At 69.0% G+C, this 18852-nt stretch carries 19 protein-coding genes; 9 read left to right on the forward strand and 10 right to left on the reverse strand.

Annotated features, from left to right (window positions below; genetic code table 11):
* The first annotated feature begins 231 nt into the window (after positions 1-231).
* Positions 232-708, forward strand: coding sequence for a methyl-accepting chemotaxis protein (locus A3OK_RS0105515; protein ID WP_019903941.1), 477 nt, complete (start codon positions 232-234; stop codon positions 706-708).
* Between the two features lie 364 nt (positions 709-1072).
* On the opposite strand, the gene A3OK_RS23255 is transcribed toward A3OK_RS0105515, so the two are convergent.
* From A3OK_RS23255 to A3OK_RS0105545, 6 genes are all read right to left on the reverse strand, one after another.
* On the reverse strand, positions 1073-1594 hold the full coding sequence (locus A3OK_RS23255; RefSeq protein WP_019903942.1) for a hypothetical protein: 522 nt from the start codon (positions 1592-1594) through the stop codon (positions 1073-1075).
* A 64-nt stretch (positions 1595-1658) separates the two neighbouring features.
* Positions 1659-3131, reverse strand: a complete 1473-nt coding sequence (gene gatB / locus A3OK_RS0105525; protein WP_019903943.1) for an Asp-tRNA(Asn)/Glu-tRNA(Gln) amidotransferase subunit GatB — start codon at positions 3129-3131, stop codon at positions 1659-1661.
* A gap of 68 nt (positions 3132-3199) precedes the next feature.
* Positions 3200-3499, reverse strand: a complete 300-nt coding sequence (locus A3OK_RS0105530) for a hypothetical protein (protein WP_019903944.1) — start codon at positions 3497-3499, stop codon at positions 3200-3202.
* Positions 3500-3509: 10 nt separating this feature from the next.
* Positions 3510-4991 carry an Asp-tRNA(Asn)/Glu-tRNA(Gln) amidotransferase subunit GatA gene (gene gatA / locus A3OK_RS0105535; RefSeq protein ID WP_019903945.1) on the reverse strand — a complete coding sequence of 494 codons (1482 nt, stop codon included), beginning with the start codon at positions 4989-4991 and terminating at the stop codon, positions 3510-3512.
* Positions 4992-5083: 92 nt separating this feature from the next.
* Positions 5084-5371 carry an Asp-tRNA(Asn)/Glu-tRNA(Gln) amidotransferase subunit GatC gene (gene gatC, locus A3OK_RS0105540; protein WP_026596967.1) on the reverse strand — a complete coding sequence of 96 codons (288 nt, stop codon included), beginning with the start codon at positions 5369-5371 and terminating at the stop codon, positions 5084-5086.
* 105 nt (positions 5372-5476) lie between these two features.
* Positions 5477-5692: a hypothetical protein gene (locus tag A3OK_RS0105545; RefSeq protein WP_019903947.1), complete on the reverse strand. Its 216-nt coding sequence runs from the start codon at positions 5690-5692 to the stop codon at positions 5477-5479.
* 108 nt (positions 5693-5800) lie between these two features.
* Between A3OK_RS0105545 and A3OK_RS0105550 the strand changes: the two genes are divergently transcribed.
* Both A3OK_RS0105550 and ruvX read left to right on the forward strand, forming a co-directional pair.
* Complete coding sequence (locus A3OK_RS0105550) at positions 5801-6355, forward strand: SMI1/KNR4 family protein (RefSeq protein WP_026596968.1); 555 nt, start codon at positions 5801-5803, stop codon at positions 6353-6355.
* Positions 6352-6849, forward strand: a complete 498-nt coding sequence (gene ruvX, locus A3OK_RS0105555) for a Holliday junction resolvase RuvX (protein WP_019903949.1) — start codon at positions 6352-6354, stop codon at positions 6847-6849. Before A3OK_RS0105550 ends, ruvX begins: the two co-directional genes overlap by 4 nt.
* 174 nt (positions 6850-7023) lie before the next feature.
* On the opposite strand, the gene dprA is transcribed toward ruvX, so the two are convergent.
* Genes dprA through A3OK_RS0105580 form a run of 4 tightly spaced genes read right to left on the reverse strand, consistent with a single transcriptional unit; the run spans position 7024 to position 11111 of the window.
* Positions 7024-8205: a DNA-processing protein DprA gene (gene dprA, locus A3OK_RS0105565; RefSeq protein WP_026596969.1), complete on the reverse strand. Its 1182-nt coding sequence runs from the start codon at positions 8203-8205 to the stop codon at positions 7024-7026.
* A gap of 46 nt (positions 8206-8251) precedes the next feature.
* Positions 8252-8860, reverse strand: a complete 609-nt coding sequence (gene plsY, locus A3OK_RS0105570) for a glycerol-3-phosphate 1-O-acyltransferase PlsY (RefSeq protein WP_019903952.1) — start codon at positions 8858-8860, stop codon at positions 8252-8254.
* Positions 8857-10161, reverse strand: a complete 1305-nt coding sequence (locus A3OK_RS0105575) for a dihydroorotase (protein ID WP_026596970.1) — start codon at positions 10159-10161, stop codon at positions 8857-8859. Before A3OK_RS0105575 ends, plsY begins: the two co-directional genes overlap by 4 nt.
* A 5-nt stretch (positions 10162-10166) precedes the next feature.
* Positions 10167-11111: an aspartate carbamoyltransferase catalytic subunit gene (locus A3OK_RS0105580; RefSeq protein WP_019903954.1), complete on the reverse strand. Its 945-nt coding sequence runs from the start codon at positions 11109-11111 to the stop codon at positions 10167-10169.
* Between the two features lie 166 nt (positions 11112-11277).
* Between A3OK_RS0105580 and A3OK_RS0105585 the strand changes: the two genes are divergently transcribed.
* From A3OK_RS0105585 to A3OK_RS0105610, 6 genes are all read left to right on the forward strand, one after another.
* A complete protein-coding gene (locus tag A3OK_RS0105585; protein WP_019903955.1) occupies positions 11278-12153 on the forward strand; it encodes a cytochrome b/b6 domain-containing protein in 876 nt (291 codons plus the stop codon).
* Positions 12150-12983: a molybdopterin-binding protein gene (locus A3OK_RS0105590; RefSeq protein WP_019903956.1), complete on the forward strand. Its 834-nt coding sequence runs from the start codon at positions 12150-12152 to the stop codon at positions 12981-12983. The genes A3OK_RS0105585 and A3OK_RS0105590 overlap by 4 nt, the downstream gene beginning before the upstream one ends.
* A 210-nt stretch (positions 12984-13193) precedes the next feature.
* The gene (topA, locus tag A3OK_RS0105595) at positions 13194-15980 is read left to right on the forward strand and encodes a type I DNA topoisomerase (RefSeq protein ID WP_019903957.1); all 2787 of its coding nucleotides are present in this window, start codon (positions 13194-13196) and stop codon (positions 15978-15980) included.
* Between the two features lie 143 nt (positions 15981-16123).
* On the forward strand, positions 16124-16330 hold the full coding sequence (locus A3OK_RS0105600) for a hypothetical protein (RefSeq protein WP_019903958.1): 207 nt from the start codon (positions 16124-16126) through the stop codon (positions 16328-16330).
* A gap of 109 nt (positions 16331-16439) precedes the next feature.
* Positions 16440-18053 (forward strand): HAMP domain-containing sensor histidine kinase, encoded by a 1614-nt coding sequence (locus A3OK_RS0105605; protein WP_019903959.1) that lies wholly within the window; start codon positions 16440-16442, stop codon positions 18051-18053.
* The gene (locus tag A3OK_RS0105610) at positions 18050-18754 is read left to right on the forward strand and encodes a response regulator transcription factor (protein ID WP_019903960.1); all 705 of its coding nucleotides are present in this window, start codon (positions 18050-18052) and stop codon (positions 18752-18754) included. The genes A3OK_RS0105605 and A3OK_RS0105610 overlap by 4 nt, the downstream gene beginning before the upstream one ends.
* Positions 18755-18852 lie beyond the last annotated feature (98 nt).

Consider the following 18852-nt stretch of genomic DNA (forward strand, 5'->3'; position numbering starts at 1 on the left):
TCGGGTACGTCCCGCCGGGGGATGAGGTGAAAAATTTCCCCGTCATGGTGAAAAGCTGAGCACCGTCGGAGAAGAACCTTCAGCCGCACTTAATAGACTAGGGGTGATCTTGCGGACATCTTCTCGCCCGGATCACATCACCTGCCGACATCCATCGACGATCGTCCGAACGACGCGACCGCGACGCCGGTCGGCGGCGCCGCCGACGCGCTCGCCGGCATCGCGACCCTGATGCGTCATGCCTCCCGGGCCAATGCCCAGGCCGGCAGCTTCACCCGCGAGATCCGTCGCCAGAGCACCGGCGTCGACCGTTCGCTGGCGGCGACGCTCGGCAGCGTCGGCCGCGACACCGCGGCGGGGACGGCCGAGCGCCTGCGTGGGGAACTCGTGGATGCGGTCGGCGAGGCCATGCGCGAGATCACCACCGAGATCGCCCGGATCGGCACGCGCATCGACACGAAGGCCGCCGAGGCGCGCCGGATCGTCGCCGCCATCGACGGGATCGGCGCGACGATCTGGATGCTGTCGTTGAACGCCACGATCGAGGCGGCCAGGGCCGGCGAGCACGGGCGCGGCTTCGCCGTCGTCGCCGCGTCGCCTGAAACCGGCCTTCGAGTCGGCCTTTCGGCCGCCAACCGCCTGAACGGTCGGAGGTTTTTGCGAGCCGTTAAAATGGGAATGAATACAGTTCCCGGAAAGACGAGATAGGGACTTGACGCGGGATCGATCCCGTCCCACCTTGATCATGTGCTCGATGCAAAGCACATCTCAAGCAACGAGGAGGCGTCGATCGTTTTTCGATCGCGACCAACTTAGCCGCAGGAGACGGGAATGACTCCACCCCAGCAGCACGCTGTGACGATCATCCGGCACTAATTCGGACCGGACGCTGAGCAGCATACACACGAATCACGGGACGGAGGCGGTCTCCGGGGCGCAGAAGCGGCCGATACGGCACGACTTCGAATGCGCAAAATGCCCCACCTCGACCGCTTCCGCCGCCGGATCGTCCGGCGGCGTTTTGATATCGTCTTGCCTTCAGGCGTAAGCCGCCTCCCCGATGGGTGGTTTGTTACGCCCGGTCTCGATCACGGAGCCACCAGAGAGACGCGCGCGCTTCGCTTTCAGCCGCAGTCGCGGTTTCGAAAAGCCCTGATCGCCCGCATTCGGGGCCGGACCACCAAGAGCATGTTCCGTTCACATCGGTGTACTCACACCACGTGGCATATTCGTAGTGGAACACACGTTCCTCACGACAGAAGATCCACACGCAATATCGTCCATCACGGCTCAGGATCTGATCGACAAATCCAGCGGAATTCCTCCGATAAGCTTCACGTAGTCCGAGGAGAGCGCGTGCCGTTCCTTGCGCCGCCGTTATGGACGCATCGAGGCACATCTCGTCCCGCACGATTCGGGTGAGATGATCCGTAATGATCCGCCCATCGGCGTGGGTATCCAGCACGAGCGCCACGATGCCGGGCACATAGTCGTCGTATTCGTCCTCCGGCGCGCCGAGGGCGGCGACGCCGATCGGGTCCCAGATCGTCCACAACACGCGCCGCGTATGGGCGGTCAGGTCATCATGGGGCATCGTCCGAATGCTCCCCTTCGCTGACGGCCGACCAATCGGGCCATGACGCCTGGAAACTCCGGCGCTACTCGATCCCGAGCTTCGTCTTCAGCAGCGCGTTCACCGCCGCCGGGTTGGCCTTGCCGCCGGTGGCCTTCATGGTCTGGCCGACGAACCAGCCGAGCAGGGTCGGCTTCTCCCTGGCCTGCTGAACCTTGTCGGGGTTCTTGGCGATGATCTCGTCCACCGCCGCCTCGATGGCGCCGGTATCGGTGACCTGCTTCATGCCGCGCGATTCGACGAGCGCGCGCGGGTCGCCGCCTTCCGACCAGACGATCTCGAACAGGTCCTTGGCGATCTTGCCGGAGATCACGCCCTCGCCGATGAGGTCGACGATGGCTCCGAGCTGATCGGCCGAGACCGGGCTCGTCTCGATGCTGTGGCCTTCCTTGTTGAGGCGGCCGAACAGCTCGTTGATCACCCAATTGGCCGCGGCCTTGCCGTCGCGGCCCTTGGCCACCGCCTCGAAATAATCTGCCGAGGAACGCTCGGCGATGAGCACGCCGGCATCGTAGGCGCTGAGGCCGTAGGCTTCGATGAAGCGCGCCTTCTTGGCGTCCGGCAGTTCCGGCAGCCCCTCGGCGAGGGCATCCACGTAAGCCTGGTCGAATTCAAGCGGCAGCAGGTCCGGGTCGGGGAAGTAGCGGTAATCGTGCGCCTCTTCCTTCGAGCGCATGGAGCGGGTCTCGCCCTTGCCGGGATCGAACAGGCGGGTCTCCTGCGAGATGGTGCCGCCATCCTCGATGATCGCGATCTGGCGCCGGGCCTCGACCTCGATCGACTGCCCGATGAAGCGGATCGAGTTGACGTTCTTGATCTCGCAGCGGGTGCCGAGGGGGGCGCCGGGCAGGCGCACCGAGACGTTGACGTCGGCGCGGAGAGACCCCTTCTCCATGTCGCCGTCGCAGGTGCCGAGGTAGCGCAGGATGGTGCGCAGCTTGGTCACGTAGGCGCGCGCCTCCTCGGACGAGCGCAGGTCCGGCCGCGAGACGATCTCCATCAGGGCGACGCCCGAGCGGTTGAGGTCGACGAAGCTCTGGGTCGGGTTCTGGTCGTGCAGCGACTTGCCGGCATCCTGCTCCAGATGCAGGCGCTCGATTCCCACCGTAATCGACTCGCCGTCGGCGAGATCCACCAGCACCTCGCCCTCGCCGACGATCGGGTCCTTGAACTGGCTGATCTGGTAGCCCTGCGGCAGGTCCGGGTAGAAGTAGTTCTTCCGGTCGAAGACCGAGCGGTGGTTGATCCGCGCCTTCAGGCCGAGGCCGGTGCGCACGGCCTGGGCCACGCATTCCTCGTTGATGACGGGAAGCATGCCGGGCATCGCCGCGTCGACCAGGGAGACGTGGTCGTTGGGCTCACCGCCGAATTCGGTGGACGCGCCGGAAAACAGCTTCGACCGGCTCGTGACCTGGGCATGGATCTCCATGCCGATCACGACCTCCCAGTCGTGCAGGCCGCCCTTGATGAGCTTCTTGGGGTTCACGGCTGCGGTCATGATGGCCCAGATTCAGTGCTGCGGGGCGCGGGTGAGCGCCAGAATGGTGGAAGTGCCGGCCGGCGCGGTCAAGCGCGCAGGCGATAGAGTCGGTGCGCCAGGAAGCCCAGGGCGCCCCAGAGGAAGGCGGCGATCCAGCGGACAGGGAAGAAGGTCGGTCCATCGTGGCTCACCGGCGCCGGCCAGGGAATGCCGATCGCGGTGACGCACCACGACACCAGCACCGAGATGGCGAAGGCCATCAGCGCCACCAGGATGATCTTCACGAACTGGTCCGACTTCCAGCCCATGACCAGCGCGATGGCGATCAGGACCGGATCGAAGGCGGCCCAGATCCAGACGTCGAAGGGATAGACCGGGACGGTCATGACCGAGCCTTCATGCCCACCACGCGGCGGGCAGCTTGGTCCGCCCGGCGGCGGTCTCGATGACCTGGGCGGCGGCGAACAGCGTCTCCTCGTCGAAGGGCCGGCCGATGAGCTGGAGCCCGAGGGGCAACCCTTGCGCGTCGAGGCCGGCCGGCACCGAGATGCCGGGCAGGCCGGCCATATTCACCGTGATGGTGAAGACGTCCTGCAGGTACATCTCGACGGGATCGCCCGAGCCCTTCTCGCCGATGCCGAAAGCGGCCGAGGGGGTCGCGGGCGTCAGGATCGCGTCGATGCCGGAGGCGTAGGCCTGTTCGAAATCGCGCTTGATCAGGGTGCGGATCTTCTGGGCGCGGACGTAATAGGCGTCGTAATATCCGGCCGAGAGCACGTAGGTCCCGATCATGATGCGGCGCTTCACCTCGCGACCGAAGCCCGCCGCGCGGGTGTTCTCGTACATGCCGGCAATGTCCTTGCCGGGCACGCGCAGGCCGTAGCGCACGCCGTCGTAGCGGGCGAGGTTCGAGGAGGCCTCGGCCGGCGCGACGATGTAATAGGCTGGCAGGGCGTAGCGCGTATGCGGCAGCGAGATCTCGCGGATCGTGGCGCCCGCATCCTTCAGCATCTCGGCGCCCTTGTCCCAGAGCGCCTGGATCTCGGCGGACATGCCCTCGACCCGGTACTCCTTCGGGATGCCGATGGTGAGGCCCTTCACGCCGCGCGCCACCGCCGCTTCGAAATCCGGCACGGGCAGGTCGGCGCAGGTGGTGTCGCGGGCATCCGCGCCGGACATCGAACCGAGCAGGATGGCGCAGTCGCGCACCGTGCGGGCGATCGGGCCGGCCTGATCCAGCGACGAGGCGTAGGCCACGGTGCCCCAGCGCGAGCAGCGCCCGTAGGTCGGCTTGATGCCGACCGTGCCGGTGAAGGCGGCGGGCTGGCGGATGGAGCCGCCGGTATCGGTGGCGGTGGCGCCGAGGCAGAGATGGGCTGCGACAGCCGCCGCCGAACCGCCGGACGAACCGCCCGGCACCAGCTTCGTCTCGGACCCGCTCCGGCGCCACGGCGAGACCACGTCGCCGTAAGCGGAGGTCTCGTTGGACGAGCCCATGGCGAACTCGTCGAGATTGAGCTTGCCCAGCATCACGGCGCCGTCGCGCCACAGGTTGTGGGTCACGGCCGATTCGTAATGCGGCTGGAAGCCTTCGAGGATCTTGGAGCCCGCCGTGGTGGTGACCCCGTGGGTGCAGAACAGGTCCTTGACGCCGAGCGGCAGGCCTTCGAGGGGCCGGGCCTCGCCGGAGGCGATCTTGGCATCGGCCACGTCCGCCATCTGCAGGGCGCGCTCGGGCGTCTCCAGCAGGTAGGCGTTGAGGCCGCGCGCGGCGTCCATGGCGGACAGATGCGCCTTGGCGAGGTCCTTGGCGGAGAAGTCCTTGGCCTTCAGCCCGTCACGGGCCTCGGCCAGGGTGAGTTCGTTGATCTGGGTCATGGCGCCTGTCCTCAAAGCCCGCCGGACCCCGTCGCCCGTCTCCGGCGCCGCGCGGTCCCTCTCGACGGGCATGCATCACGAAATCGGCGGGGCTACTCGACCACCTTGGGGACGAGGAAATAATGGTCCTCGGTCTCGGGGGCGTTGAAGACGATGTCGCGCGCGTGGCCGCCATCGGTCACCACGTCGGTGCGCTTCTTCATCGCCATCGGCGTGACCGAGGTCATCGGCTCGACGCCGTCGACATCGACTTCGGAGAGTTGCTCGACGAAGGCGAGGATGGCGTTGAGCTCACCCTGAAGCGGCGCGACCTCTTCGTCGCTGACCGCGATGCGCGCCAGATGCGCGATGCGCCTCACTGTAGTTGCGTCGACCGACATGCTGCCTTGGGACCTCGGGACCTGCGCCGGATCGCGCGTCAGGGGCCGGGCTATAGCACCGCGCTTCGCGGCCCCGCAACGCCGGGGCCGGGGGGACGCGTCATCTCAGACGATGGCGTTGCCGGCATGGGCCGGCGCTTCGACCACGATTCCCTTGTCGTGGCGACCGAGATCGGCCTGCCGGAACCCCAAAGCCATGATCTCGAAGGCCAGGATGAGCATCAATTTGTGCCGAAGCGGCATCTCGCGCGCACCGGAGCCGTCGCTTCCGGCCCTACGAATTGTGCCGAACACTCGCCCCACGCGGCCGAACCGGTCCATGCTGCCCCCGTACCGTTAACAGATCCTTAACGGACTTATGGCGCATTCGCTCCGTGTGCGGCTATTCCCCTTCGGAGGTATGGTTAAGACAGGCTGGGGACAGACATGATGTGGCAGACGGTGTTCACCGAATTCGCGCCGGGGCCGACGGCCGACCAGGCCGGAATCGACCGTGCGGAGGCGGAATTTGGGTTTCCCCTGCCGGAGAGCTACCGCAGCTTCTGCCTCACTTGCGGCGCCGGCCTCGCGGGCGGTTCGGTGCGCATCGCGATCCCGAGCGCGGACGAGAGCGCGGACCTCGTCACCCGCTCGGAACTGATCGCGCACAGCATCGCCTCCGTGGTCGAGACGCGGGAGGGGCATCGCTTCGAGGTCGAGGGCGACGATCCGGGCGTGGTCGAGCGCGCCTGCTTCTTCGGCGAGACCGAAGCCGGCGAGTTCCTGTTCTGGGACGTGGTTCCCGGCACGGATGAGGACGGGCACCGGGAATACGAGATCTGGGTGATGGGCGCCGACCTCGAATCGGTGCGGTTCGGCGGCGCCGACCTCTCCGACCTCATGCGCCGGCTTCAGGGCCCCGCCGTGCGCGGCATCCTCGGCATGGGCGCGGAGCCCCTGCCCTCCAGCTTCCTCGGCGATACCGGCGTGAGACTCTCCTCGTGACGGAAGACGACATCCGGGCTTTCGTCGCGAACTCCCAGGGCGGCCAGCGCCTCATCGGGATCGACCTCGGCACCAAGACCATCGGCCTCGCCCTGTCGGATGTGGGCCGGCAGATCGCGTCGCCGCTGGAGACCATCCGCCGGGTGAAGTTCACGCCCGATGTCGGCCGCCTGCGCGTGCTGTGCGAGACGCACCGGGTCGGCGGCCTCGTGATGGGCCTGCCGCTCAACATGGACGGCAGCGAAGGGCCGCGCGTCCAGGCGACGCGCTCCTTCGTGCGCAACATGAAGCCCCTGCTCGACCTGCCGGTGCTGTTCTGCGACGAGCGCCTCTCCACGGCGGCGGTGACGCGCGCGCTGATCGCCGCGGACGCCTCGCGGGCCAAGCGCGGCGAGGTCGTGGACATGCTGGCCGCCGCCTACATCCTCCAGGGCTGCCTCGATCAGATCCGGGGCCTGCTGGGTGACGAGGAGGAGGAGCGGGAGGCGTTCTGAGAACGACCGGCTGCCGTGGCGACCGGGTTGCTCACGGGCTTTCGGTCCTGCATTCCGTCCCATCAATGGGCGAGCAGGTGAATTTCGGGACCGACGGGCGCGTGGCGCGCTTCATCACGATGAAGCCGCTGAAGCCGCTGAAGCCGCTGAAGCGAGTGTGAGTCGTCGGCCGACCTACCCCACCAGCGACACCGCCCCGCTGCCATTCCGCTCGATCCGGCCGTCGAGTTCGAGTTCCAGCAGCGTGGTCTGGACGATGCGCACGCTGAGGCCCGCCGCGCGGGCGAGGTCGTCGGTGCCGATCGGGGTCGGGCTGAGATAGGCGATGAGGCGGGCGCGGTCGTCGGCGGGCTCCGGCGGCTCCGGCTCCAGCTCTTCCTCCGGGTCGGGTGCCGCTCCGCCGATCCCGTCGAGTTCGTCCCAGAAGATCGGCGCGTCGGCGAGGTCGGGCCGGTCGAGGGCGAGCCGCCCGGTTCCCTGCTCGAAATCACCCCGCCCGATCAGCGGCGCGATGGCGGAGAGGACGTGCTCCACGTCCGAGACCAGGGTGGCGCCCTGGCGGATGAGGTCGTTGGTGCCCTCGGCGCGCGGGTCGAGGGGCGATCCCGGTACGGCGAAGACCTCCCTGCCCTGTTCGAGGGCAAAGCGCGCGGTGATGAGCGAGCCCGATCGGCGGGCGGCTTCCACCACGATGGTGCCGTAGGCGAGGCCCGAGATGATGCGGTTGCGGCGGGGAAAGTCCCGGCCGCGCGGCTCCCAGCCCATCGGCATCTCGGCCAGGACCACGCCGCCGGATGCGAGAATGGCCTCCACCAGCGCCTCGTGGTTGGCCGGGTAGATCCGGTCGTGGCCGCCGGCGAGCACCGCCACCGTGCCCGAGACCAGCGCCGCCTTGTGGGCGCGGGCATCGATGCCGCGCGCGAGGCCCGAGACGACCACGAGCCCCGCCTCCCCGAGGCCGCGCGCCAGCCTCTCGGTGAAGCCGAGGCCGGCGGCGGAGGCGTTGCGCGACCCGACGATGGCGATGGCCGGCCGGGACAGGATCGCCGCCCGTCCCCGGATCGCGATGAGGGGCGGCGCCGAATCGGCCGCCTGGAGCAGCGTCGGGTAATCGTCCTCGCCCATCGCCACGAGGCGGGCGCCGATCCGGGCCGCCGCCTCCATTTCGGCTTCCGCCTGCGCCCGCGTGATCGGCACGACGCGCCTGGCTCCGCGCCCCGTGATGCCCGGCAGGGCCTCCAGGGCCGGGCCGGCACCGCCGAACCGGTTGATCAGGGTGCGGAAGGTGCGCGGGCCGACGCCGTCGGTGCGGATCAGCCGGAGCCAGTCGAGGCGCTGGGCGGGGTTGAGTTGCATGCCCATGCCCATGCCCCGCACCTGCCTCGCCGGTCTTGGCGGAAGGTCAGCCCTTCTGCCCGATCCGCCCCTCTGAGCCGTCGAGAAGCCGGCGGATGTTGGGGGCGTGCTTCCACCATAGCAGCAGCGCGAGCACGAGGAACAGCAATGCAACCGCAGGATGTCCCGCCGCCCACAGGACGATGGGTGTCGCGGCCGAGGCGGCGAGCGCCGCCAGCGACGAGTATTTCAGGGTGAAGGCAAGGCCGAGCCAGATCGCCGCGAAGGCGGCGAGCCCGATGGGGCTGAAGGCGAGGAGCACGCCGAGGAAGGTGGCGACGCCCTTGCCGCCCTTGAACCCGAGCCAGACCGGGAAGAGATGACCGAGGAAGGCACCGAGCCCCGCCGCCAGGGCCGCCCCCTCGCCGAAACGGGCGGCCACCAGCACAGCGAGCGTGCCCTTCAGGGCATCGCCGAGCAGGGTCGCGGCGGCGAGCCCCTTGCGGCCGGTGCGCAGCACGTTGGTCGCGCCGATATTGCCCGAGCCGATGGCGCGGACGTCGCCGAGGCCGGCCAAACGCGTGAAGATCAGGCCGAACGGGATCGAGCCGGCGAGGTAGCCGCCGACGAGACTCGCGAGCAGGACCGGCCAGCCGGCCTCGAGAAGAGGAGTCACGCCGCCGCCCCCTGCGCCGCCCGGAAGACGACCTTGCCGCCGACCAGGGTGATCAGGGCCGCGCCCTGCAGCCGCGCCTCGTCGAAGGGCGAGTTCTTGGAGCGCGACTTCAGGGTCCGCTTGTCGAGCACGTAGGGCAGGTCGGGATCGATCAGCACGAGATCGGCGGGTGCGCCGACGGCGAGACGTCCGGTCTCGCGCCGGAGAATCGCCGCCGGAGTGACGGTGAGGGCCTCGAGCAGGCGCGGCAGCGCCACATCGCCGGTATGGACGAGGCGCAGGGCGGCCGCGAGCAGGGTCTCGATCCCGAGCGCCCCGTCGGCGGCCTCGGCGAAGGGCAGGCGCTTGGTCTCGACGTCCTGCGGGTTGTGGTCGGAGACGATCGCGTCGATCACGCCCTCGTTCAGGGCCTCCACCAGGGCGAGGCGGTCGGTCTCGTGACGCAGCGGCGGCGAGAGCCGGCAGAAGGTGCGATAATGTCCGATGTCGCCCTCGTTGAGGACGAGGTTGTTCACCGAGGCGCCGCAGGTCACGGGCAGGCCGTCGTGTTTCGCCCGCCGCACGATCTCCACCGAATCGGCGCATGAGATCATGGCGGCGTGGTAGCGGCCGCCGGTGAGGCGGACGAGGCGGATGTCGCGCTCCAGCATCACCGTCTCGGCCTCCCGCGGAATCCCGACGAGGCCGAGGCGCGAGGCCATCTCGCCCTCGTTCATCACGCCCTCGCCGACGAGGTCGGGCTCCTCCACGTGCTGCATCAGCAGGGCGCCGAAATCGCGGGCATAGGTGAGCGCGCGGCGCATCACCTGGGCGTTCCGCACCGCCTTCAGCCCATCGGTGAAGGCGACGGCACCCGCCTCCTGCAGCAGGCCGAACTCGGTCATCTCCTGGCCGGCGAGCCCCTTGGTGATGGCGGCGGCGGGCAGGACGTTGACGCAGGCCGTGTCGCGGGCGCGGCGCAGCACGAAATCGACGATGGCCGGCCCGTCGATGACCGGGTTGGTGTCGGGCATGCAGACCAGCGTGGTGACACCGCCGGCGGCCGCCGCCGCGCTCGCGGAGGCCAGGGTCTCGCGATGCTCCGCGCCGGGCTCGCCGACGAAAGCGCGCAGGTCGATCAGGCCGGGGGCGAGGACATGGCCGCCGCACTCGATGACGTCGGCGCCCTCGGGGGCGCCGGGCGCGGCGCCCCAGGCGATGTCGGCGATGCGGCCGTCGCGCACGAGGATATGGCCCGGCCCTTCGCGGCCGGTGGCCGGGTCGCAGAGGCTGGCATGGGTGAGGAGGACGTGTCCGGTCATGACCATCACGCGTTGGGCAGATGGATCGCGAGGGCTTCGAGCACCGCCATGCGCACGGCGACACCCATCTCCACCTGCTCGCGGATGAGGGATTGCGCCCCGTCGGCGATCTCGGACGAGATCTCGACGCCCCGGTTCATCGGCCCCGGATGCATCACTAGGGCGCCGGGATTGGCGAGTGCCAGCTTCTCGGCGTCGAGGCCGAAATAGCGGAAATATTCCTTCACCGAGGGCACGAAGGAGCCGTTCATGCGCTCGCGCTGGAGCCGCAGCATCATCACGATGTCGCAGCCCTCGAGGCCCTTGCGCATGTCGGTGAAGACCTCGACGCCGAACCGCTCGATCCCGGTGGGCAGCAGCGTCGAGGGGCCGATGACGCGCACGCGGGCGCCCATCGCCTGAAGCAGGATGATGTTGGAGCGGGCGACGCGGGAATGCAGGACGTCGCCGCAGATCGCGACCCGCAGACCCTCGATCCGGCCCTTGTTGCGGCGGATGGTGAGCGCGTCGAGGAGGGCCTGGGTCGGATGCTCGTGGGCGCCGTCACCGGCATTGACCACGGCGCAATCGACCTTGCGGGCCAGGAGATGGACGGCGCCGGCCGAGTGGTGGCGCACGACGATGATGTCGGGCCGCATGGCATTGAGCGTCGCCGCCGTGTCGATGAGGGTCTCGCCCTTCTTCACCGAGGAGGAGGCCACCGACATGTTCATCACGTCGGCGCCGAGGCGCTTGCCCGCCAGCTCGAACGAGCTCTGCGTCCGCGTCGAGGGCTCGAAGAACAGGTTGATCTGGGTGCGGCCGCGCAGGGTGGTGCGCTTCTTCTCCACCTGTCGGGAAAGCGCGACGGCATCCTCGGCCCGGTCGAGGAGAGCCTCGATATCGGGGCGCGACAACCCCTCGATGCCGAGCAGATGGCGATGGGGAAAGGATGGGGATGCGACGGTCATTCTGGGACCATGGCTATAGGGAGATGGACGGGGAGCGGCAAGAAGGCCAGCAAGAAGGCCGGGGCCCGTCGGCCGGTGGCGTCCCGCCGGCGGACGGCGGCGTGTAACTTTTCGGTGCCCTGGCTCGTAGTCTCCCCGGCAGATGAGCGATTTTGGAGTCCGCCCCTTGGCAGCCAGCACGACGAGACGATCACAGGAGCGGATCGAGACGGTCCGCCGCCGCTGGTTCTTCCGCCACCCGCTGGTGATCCGGGCGGCGCATTGGATCAACCTCGCCTGCCTCTGCGTCCTGCTCATGAGCGGGCTGCAGATCTTCAACGCCCATCCCGCCCTGTACTGGGGTTCGGCCTCGACCTTCGATGCCCCGCTTCTCGCCATCACCAACGACGAGACGGCGGAGGGAAGGCCGCGGGGAATCGTCGCGATCGGCGGCCGGACATTCGACACGACCGGCTGGCTCGGCCTCTCCACCGCGCAGGGCCAGGCGGCCGGCCGGGCCTTCCCCGCCTGGATCACCCTGCCGGCGAACCAGGACCTCGCCACTGGGCGCCGCTGGCACTTCCTGTTCGCCTGGGCCTTCGTCATCAACGGGCTGATCTATCTCGTCTACGGGATCGAGAGCGGCCAGCTGCGTCGCCGGATCATCCCCGAGGGAAGCCAGATCAGGGGGCTCGGCGCCTCCATCCGCGAGCACCTGACGCTGAAATTTCCGCGCGGCGAGGAGGCCAAGCGCTACAACGTCTTGCAGAAACTGACCTATTTCGTCGTCATCGTCGTCCTGCTGCCGCTGATGCTGCTCACCGGCCTCGCCATGTCGCCGGGGTTCAACGCCGTGCTGCCCCTGCCCGCCTTGTTCGGCGGCCGGCAATCGGCGCGCAGTGTCCATTTCGTCGTGATGAACCTGCTCGTGCTGTTCACCCTCGTCCACGTCGTGCTCGTGCTGGTCTCGGGCGTCTGGAACAACCTGCGCGGCATGGTCACCGGCTGGTTCGTGATCGAGACTACCAAGACCAGGACCTACGATCCGGGGAGCATCCGATGAGGCGCAGTCCGAACCGTCGCGGAATCCTGACCGGCGCGGCCGGCCTGCTGGGAGCCGCCTTCCTCGGCGGCTGCGACCGCATCGCGACCACCGATTGGGGCCGGCGCACGCTGAAGCTCGGCGAGGACGCCAACCTGTTCGTCCAGCGCCTGCTGCTGACGCCGACCTCGCTGGCCCATGAATTCTCCGAGGCCGACATCTCGCCCTGGTTCAAGCCGAACGGCACGATCGACCCGCAGGACAAGAGCTACAAGGCGCTGGCGAAGGACGGCTTCACGAGCTTCAGACTGACGATCGACGGCCACGTCGAGCAGCCGCAGGAACTCTCCCTCGCCGAGTTGCGCGCCCTGCCCGCGCGGACCCAGATCACCCGCCACGATTGCGTCGAGGGATGGAGCGCCATCGGCAAATGGACGGGCGTGCCTCTCGCCGCCCTCCTCACCAGCGCGAGGCTGAAGCCGAATGCGCGCTACGTCGTGTTCCACTGCGCCGATACGATGGAGATGGCCGGCGGCGGCCTCGAAGGCGGCGAGGAGGCGGATGCCGAATCCGGCGAGGACGGCCAGGGCGGCCGGCCGATCCGATATTACGAGAGCATCGACCTCGCTGACGCCTTCCACCCGCAGACGATCGTCGCCTACGACATGAACGGCAAGGCCCTGCCCGTCTCGAACGGCGCCCCCCTGCGCCTGCGGATCGAGCGCCAGCTCGGCTACAAGCAGGCCAAATACGTGATGCGGATCGAGGTGGTCGACAGCCTGTCCGGGATCGGCGACGGCCAGGGCGGCTACTGGGAGGATCGCGGCTACGAATGGTATGCGGGGATCTGACAGACGACTCGGCCTGCAACCGTGCCGCGACCCACCGATTTGACAACCCCGCGCCCTTGACCCACTTGTCCCCCGCCCAGCGCCGAGCCGGCCGCAAGGTCAGGCCACGTTCTAAGTCTTGCACATAATTTGTGAGTCTCGGCGGGTGGGAAGCCCGCCGGCTGCGAGTCCCGGCGCCGGCTTGGGCGTTGACGAGAGGCTGATCCGCACATGAAAGTCGTCGTCGTCGAGTCGCCGGCCAAGGCCAAGACGATCAACAAGTATCTCGGCCGCGACTACGAGGTGCTCGCCTCGTTCGGCCATATCCGCGACCTTCCGGCCAAGGACGGTTCCGTCGACCCGGAAGCGGATTTCCGCATGCTGTGGGAGCTCGACGACCGCGGCTCGAAGCGCGTCTCGGAGATCGTCAGGGCGCTGAAGGGCGCCGATGGCCTGATCCTCGCCACCGATCCGGATCGCGAGGGCGAGGCCATCTCGTGGCACGTGGTCGAGGCGCTGAACGCCCGCAAGGCGATCAAGGGCATGCCAATCGAGCGCGTGACCTTCAACGCCATCACCAAATCGGCGGTGGACACCGCCATGCGCAACCCGCGCCAGATCGACCAGGCCCTGGTCGACGCCTATCTCGCGCGCCGGGCGCTGGATTACCTCGTCGGCTTCAACCTCTCGCCGGTCCTGTGGCGCAAGCTGCCGGGCGCCCGCTCGGCCGGCCGCGTCCAGTCCGTGGCGCTCCGCCTCGTCTGCGAGCGCGAACGCGAGATCGAGACGTTCAAGCCGCGCGAATACTGGTCCCTGGTGGCGACCCTGGTGACCCAGGACGGCGCCGTGTTCGAGGCCCGCCTCGTGGGCGCCGACGGGAAGCGCATCCAGCGCCTCGATGTCGGCACCGGCGAGGAGGCGGCCGCGTTCAAGCGCGACCTCGAACTCGCGACGTTCCAGGTTGGCAGCGTCGAGGCGAAGCCCGCCAAGCGCCATCCCGCCCCGCCCTTCACCACCTCCACCCTGCAGCAGGAGGCCTCGCGCAAGCTCGGCCTCGCCCCGGCGCAGACCATGCGGGCGGCGCAGAAGCTCTATGAGGGCGTCGAGATCGGCGGCGAGACCGTGGGTCTCATCACCTACATGCGAACCGACGGCGTCGACATGGCGCCGGAGGCCATCGCCGATGCGCGCCGCGTCATCGGCAAGGAATACGGCGAGCGCTACCTCCCCGCCGCGCCGCGCCGCTACAGCGCCAAGGCCAAGAACGCGCAGGAGGCTCACGAGGCCGTCCGCCCGACCGACATGAGCCGGCTACCGAAATCCGTAGCCCGCTATGTGGATGCCGAACAGGCCAAGCTCTACGACCTAATCTGGACCCGCACGGTGGCGAGCCAGATGGAATCGGCCGAGCTCGAACGCACCACCGTGGACATCGTCGCCTCCGTCGGCCCGCGCAGGATCGAGCTGCGCGCCACCGGCCAGGTGGTGAAGTTCGACGGCTTCCTCACCCTCTACCAGGAGGGCAAGGACGACGAGGAGGACGAGGACGGCAAGCGCCTGCCGCCGATGAAGGCCGGCGACGCGCTGAAGCGCGAGCGCATCGTCTCGACCCAGCACTTCACCGAGCCGCCGCCGCGCTATTCCGAGGCCAGCCTCGTCAAGCGGATGGAGGAGCTCGGCATCGGCCGGCCCTCAACCTACGCCGCCGTGCTGCAGACGCTGCGCGACCGCGAATATGTGAAGATCGAGAAGAAGCGGCTGGTGGCCGAGGACAAGGGCCGCCTCGTCACCGGCTTCCTCGAGAGCTTCTTCAAGCGCTACGTCGAGTACGATTTCACCGCCGATCTCGAAACCCAGCTCGACCGGGTCTCGAATGCCGAGATCGACTGGCGCGAGGTGCTGCGCGATTTCTGGCGGGACTTCTCGGCCGCCATCGCCGGCACCAAGGAACTGCGTGTCACCGAGGTACTCGATGCGCTGAACGACCTCCTCGGGGCGCATATCTTCCCCGAGAAGGCGGACGGCTCGAACCCGCGCACCTGCCCGACCTGCGGCTCCGGCCAGCTCTCGCTCAAGCTCGGCAAGTTCGGCGCCTTCGTCGGCTGCTCGAACTACCCCGAGTGCAAGTACACCCGCCAGCTCGCCGCCTCCGGCGTCGAGGGCGACGGCGACGGCTCGTCCGAGAACGGAGGCCAGCCCGGCACCCGCGTGCTCGGCACCGATCCGGTCTCGGGCATGGCCGTGAGCCTGCGCGACGGACGCTTCGGCCCGTTCGTGCAGCTCGGCGAGGCCTCCACCGACAAGGAGGCCCCGAAGCCCAAGCGCTCGTCGTTGCCGAAGGGGCTCAGCCCCTCCGCGGTCGATCTGGAGAAGGCCCTGCGCCTGCTCGCCCTCCCCCGTGAGGTGGCGAAGCATCCCGAGAGCGGCGAGCCGATCCTGGCCAATCTCGGCCGGTTCGGACCCTACGTGCAGCACGGGAAGATGTACGCCAATCTCGGCCGCGACGACGACGTGCTGGAGATCGGCGCCAACCGCGCCATCGACCTCATCGTCGCCAAGGAGCAGGGCGGCGGACGGCGTGGACCCGCCTCCGACCCCGGCCGCTCGCTCGGCGCGCACCCCGAGACGGGCAAGGCCATCGTGGTGAAGTCGGGCAAGTACGGCCCCTACGTCACCGACGGCACCACCAACGCGACGCTGCCCAAGACCCTGGCCGCCGAGGACATCGCCCTGCCCCAGGCGCTCGAACTGATCGCGGCGCGCGAAGCCTCGGGAGGCGGCGCCAAGAAGCGCGCGCCGGCCCGCAAGACCGCGACGGGCAAGACCGCGACAGGCAAGACCGCGACGAAGAGTGCGGCGAAGGCCGGGACCGCCAAGACGGCGGCGACCAAGACGGCGGCGACCAAGGCGCCCGCGAAAAAGGCGGCCGCCGCCAAGAGCCCGGCCTCGAAGACGACGGCGGCGAAAGCGAGCACCGCCAAGCCTGCGGCCAAGGCGGCCACGCGCAAGAAGGCCTGATCCTCCGGCCACAGAAGCCGCCTCCCGTCCCCGTACGAGGGAGGGAGGCGGCTCTGATCTTGTACGCGGCTCGGGTCTTGTGCGCGCCTCGGGTCTGGCCGACCATTGCCGGATCGTCCCGCGCCGGCCGAGGCCTTTGCCCCATGCTGATCCTGCTCTCCATCTGTCTCGCGGCCCAGCCGTCCCAGTGCAGGGAGGACAGGATCTCCCTGTCCTACGAGGCGACGAACCCGTTCATCTGCCTGCGCACCGCCCAGAGCGCGCTCGCCACCTGGCAGGAGGCCCACCCCGAATGGCAGGTGACGCGCTGGCGCTGCGCGACGCGCGAGAGCCTGCCGAAAGATCTGTGAGTGTCATGACCCGCGACGGATGAGCCGTCGGTGATGGGTCTGGACGCCGTGGCGGATTGCGCTATCGCTGCCCTCTAAGGGAACGGCGAGACACGGGCGGCAAGACGCGATGCGCTCTCTGAAGGTCAGGTTCGCGCTGTTGCTCGGCGGCGCCGCGCTTCTGGTCGTCCTGGCGGCGATCGGGGTGCTGGGCTCCATCGGCGCCGCCGAACGCACCATCGACCGGACGCTGGCGGCGCAGGGCCGGCTCGAAATGCTGGTGGAGCTCTCCGGCCGCATGACCCAGTACGGGCTCGCGGCATTGGAGGCGGTGAGCAATCCGGAAGCGCAGCCGGAAGGCCTCGCCCTCGCCCGCGCCAATGTCGACCGGGCGCTGGTCGCCGTCGACGAGGCCCTAGGCAAGAGCATCGCCGTCAGCGACGATCCCCTCGACCGGATGCAATATGCGGCGCGCACGCGCCCCCTCGCCCAGCTCCGCTCGGCCCGCGCCATCCTCGACCGGCAGGTCTCCCAGGTCCTGCGTCAATCGGAGGAGGACCAGCGGCGCAACTCCATCCGCGGGGCGCTGAACGGGTTCGGCGCCATGACCGGCCAGCCGCTCTCGTTCCTGATCGAGGTCGAGCGCCGCTCGATGATCGCGGGCTCGGACGAGGCCCGCCACCTGTCCTCGACCCTGCGGATCGCATCGGTCGCCGCCGTCATCCTGGCGCTGGCCCTGGTCTTCGTCCTGTACCGGGCGGTGACCCGGCCGACCCTGGCGCGGATCGAGGCGGTGCGCCAAGCGGCGGGGGCGGTCGGGCGCGGCGAGCTCGACACCAGGCTCTCGGTGGCGACCCGCGACGAGCTCGGCCTGCTGGTCGCCAACTTCAACCGCATGGCCGCGCGGCTCGCCCGGCGCGAGGGGCGTCTCGCCGCCGACCGCGCCGCCCTCGAGGATACGGTGGAGGCGAGGACCACCGACCTGCGCGGCGCCAACGAGCGCCTGGAGGCGGTGGACCGCTCGCGCAGGCGCTTCTTCGCCGATGTCAGCCACGAGCTGCGCACGCCGCTCACGGTCATCCTCGGCGAATGCGACATCGCCGCCCGCTCGGCCGGGCGGACGGGAGTCGATTACGCACCGGTCTTCGCCACGATCCGCAAGCGGGCGCTCCGCCTGCAGCGCCGGGTGGAGGACCTTCTGCGGGTCGCCCGTTCCGAATCCGGCCAGATCGAGCTCGACCGCCGCGCCACCGGCGCCATCGCCATCCTCACCGATGCGGTGGACAGCGCCGCCTCTGAGGCGGCGCGCCGGCGCGTGACCCTGACCCTCGAACCGGCCCGGCACGACGTCACGCTCCTGGCCGACCGGGAATGGCTGCGGCAGGTGGTGGAGAGCCTCATCGACAACGCCCTGCGGCACGCGACCGGGCTGACGCGGGTGGTCGTGGCCCTCGCCGTCGACGAGGCGCGTTCGGCCGCGATCACGGTGACGGATGACGGCGCCGGCTTCCCGGAGGCCGGCGCGGACCTGTTCGAACGCTTCCGGAGGGAGGGCCATTCGGGGGAATCCGGCTTTGGCATCGGCCTGGCACTGGCGCGCTGGGTGACGGAGCGCCATGATGGAACCATCGGCCTCGGTGCGGGCGAGGACGGCAAGGGTGCGCGCGTGACGCTCGTCCTGCCGGTGCTCGACCTCGATTCCGGGGATCGAGAGGACACCAAGCGGAAGGAAGGCGTCGCATGACGCGAGTGCTCATCGTCGAGGATGACAGCGACATCCGCGCCATGCTGGCGCGGGGCCTGGAGGCGGAGGGGTTCTCCGTCGGCGTGGCCGGCTGCGTCGACGAGGCCCTCACCTCGGCAAGAGACGATGCGCCGGGCGCCGTCGTCCTCGACATCACCCTGCCGGACGGCTCCGGCCACGATGTCTGCCGCTCCCTGCGCGAGGGCGGCTATCCCGGCCCGATCCTGTTCCTCTCGGCGCGCGACGAGGTCCGCGACCGGGCCGAGGGACTGGCGCTCGGGGCCGACGATTACATCGTGAAGCCCTTCGTCTTCGACGAACTCCTCGCCCGCCTGCAGACGCATCTCCTGCGCCGCAAGGAATCGGACCAGCCGCGCACCATCGTCACCGCCGGCAAGCTCGTCCTCGATCTCAACATCCGGCAGGCCTCCCTCGGGGATGCGACAGCGCGCCTCACGCCGCGCGAGGCCGAACTGCTGGCCCTGCTCATGGACAAGGCCAACCAGCCGGTGTCGCGCGGCGACATCTTCGACAAGCTCTGGGCGGGCCAGGGCGGCCTCTCGCTGAATGTCGTCGATGTTTACGTGGGTTACCTGCGCACCAAGCTGTCCGATTTCGTGCGCTTCGGCGGACCCGTCATCGTCACGGTGCGCGGGCGGGGCTTCATGCTCGACCTGCGCGGACAAGATTTCCGTCATTAATCGTCGCACCGATTCCGGGAGCGGTTCGGGACGATCCGGCAATTTATCGCTTGAAGAGTCCGGTGGAATTGTCGATATAGCTCCCGCGACAGAAATGA

It is taken from the genome of Methylobacterium sp. 77 (genome assembly GCF_000372825.1).
GTDB lineage: Bacteria > Pseudomonadota > Alphaproteobacteria > Rhizobiales > Beijerinckiaceae > Methylobacterium.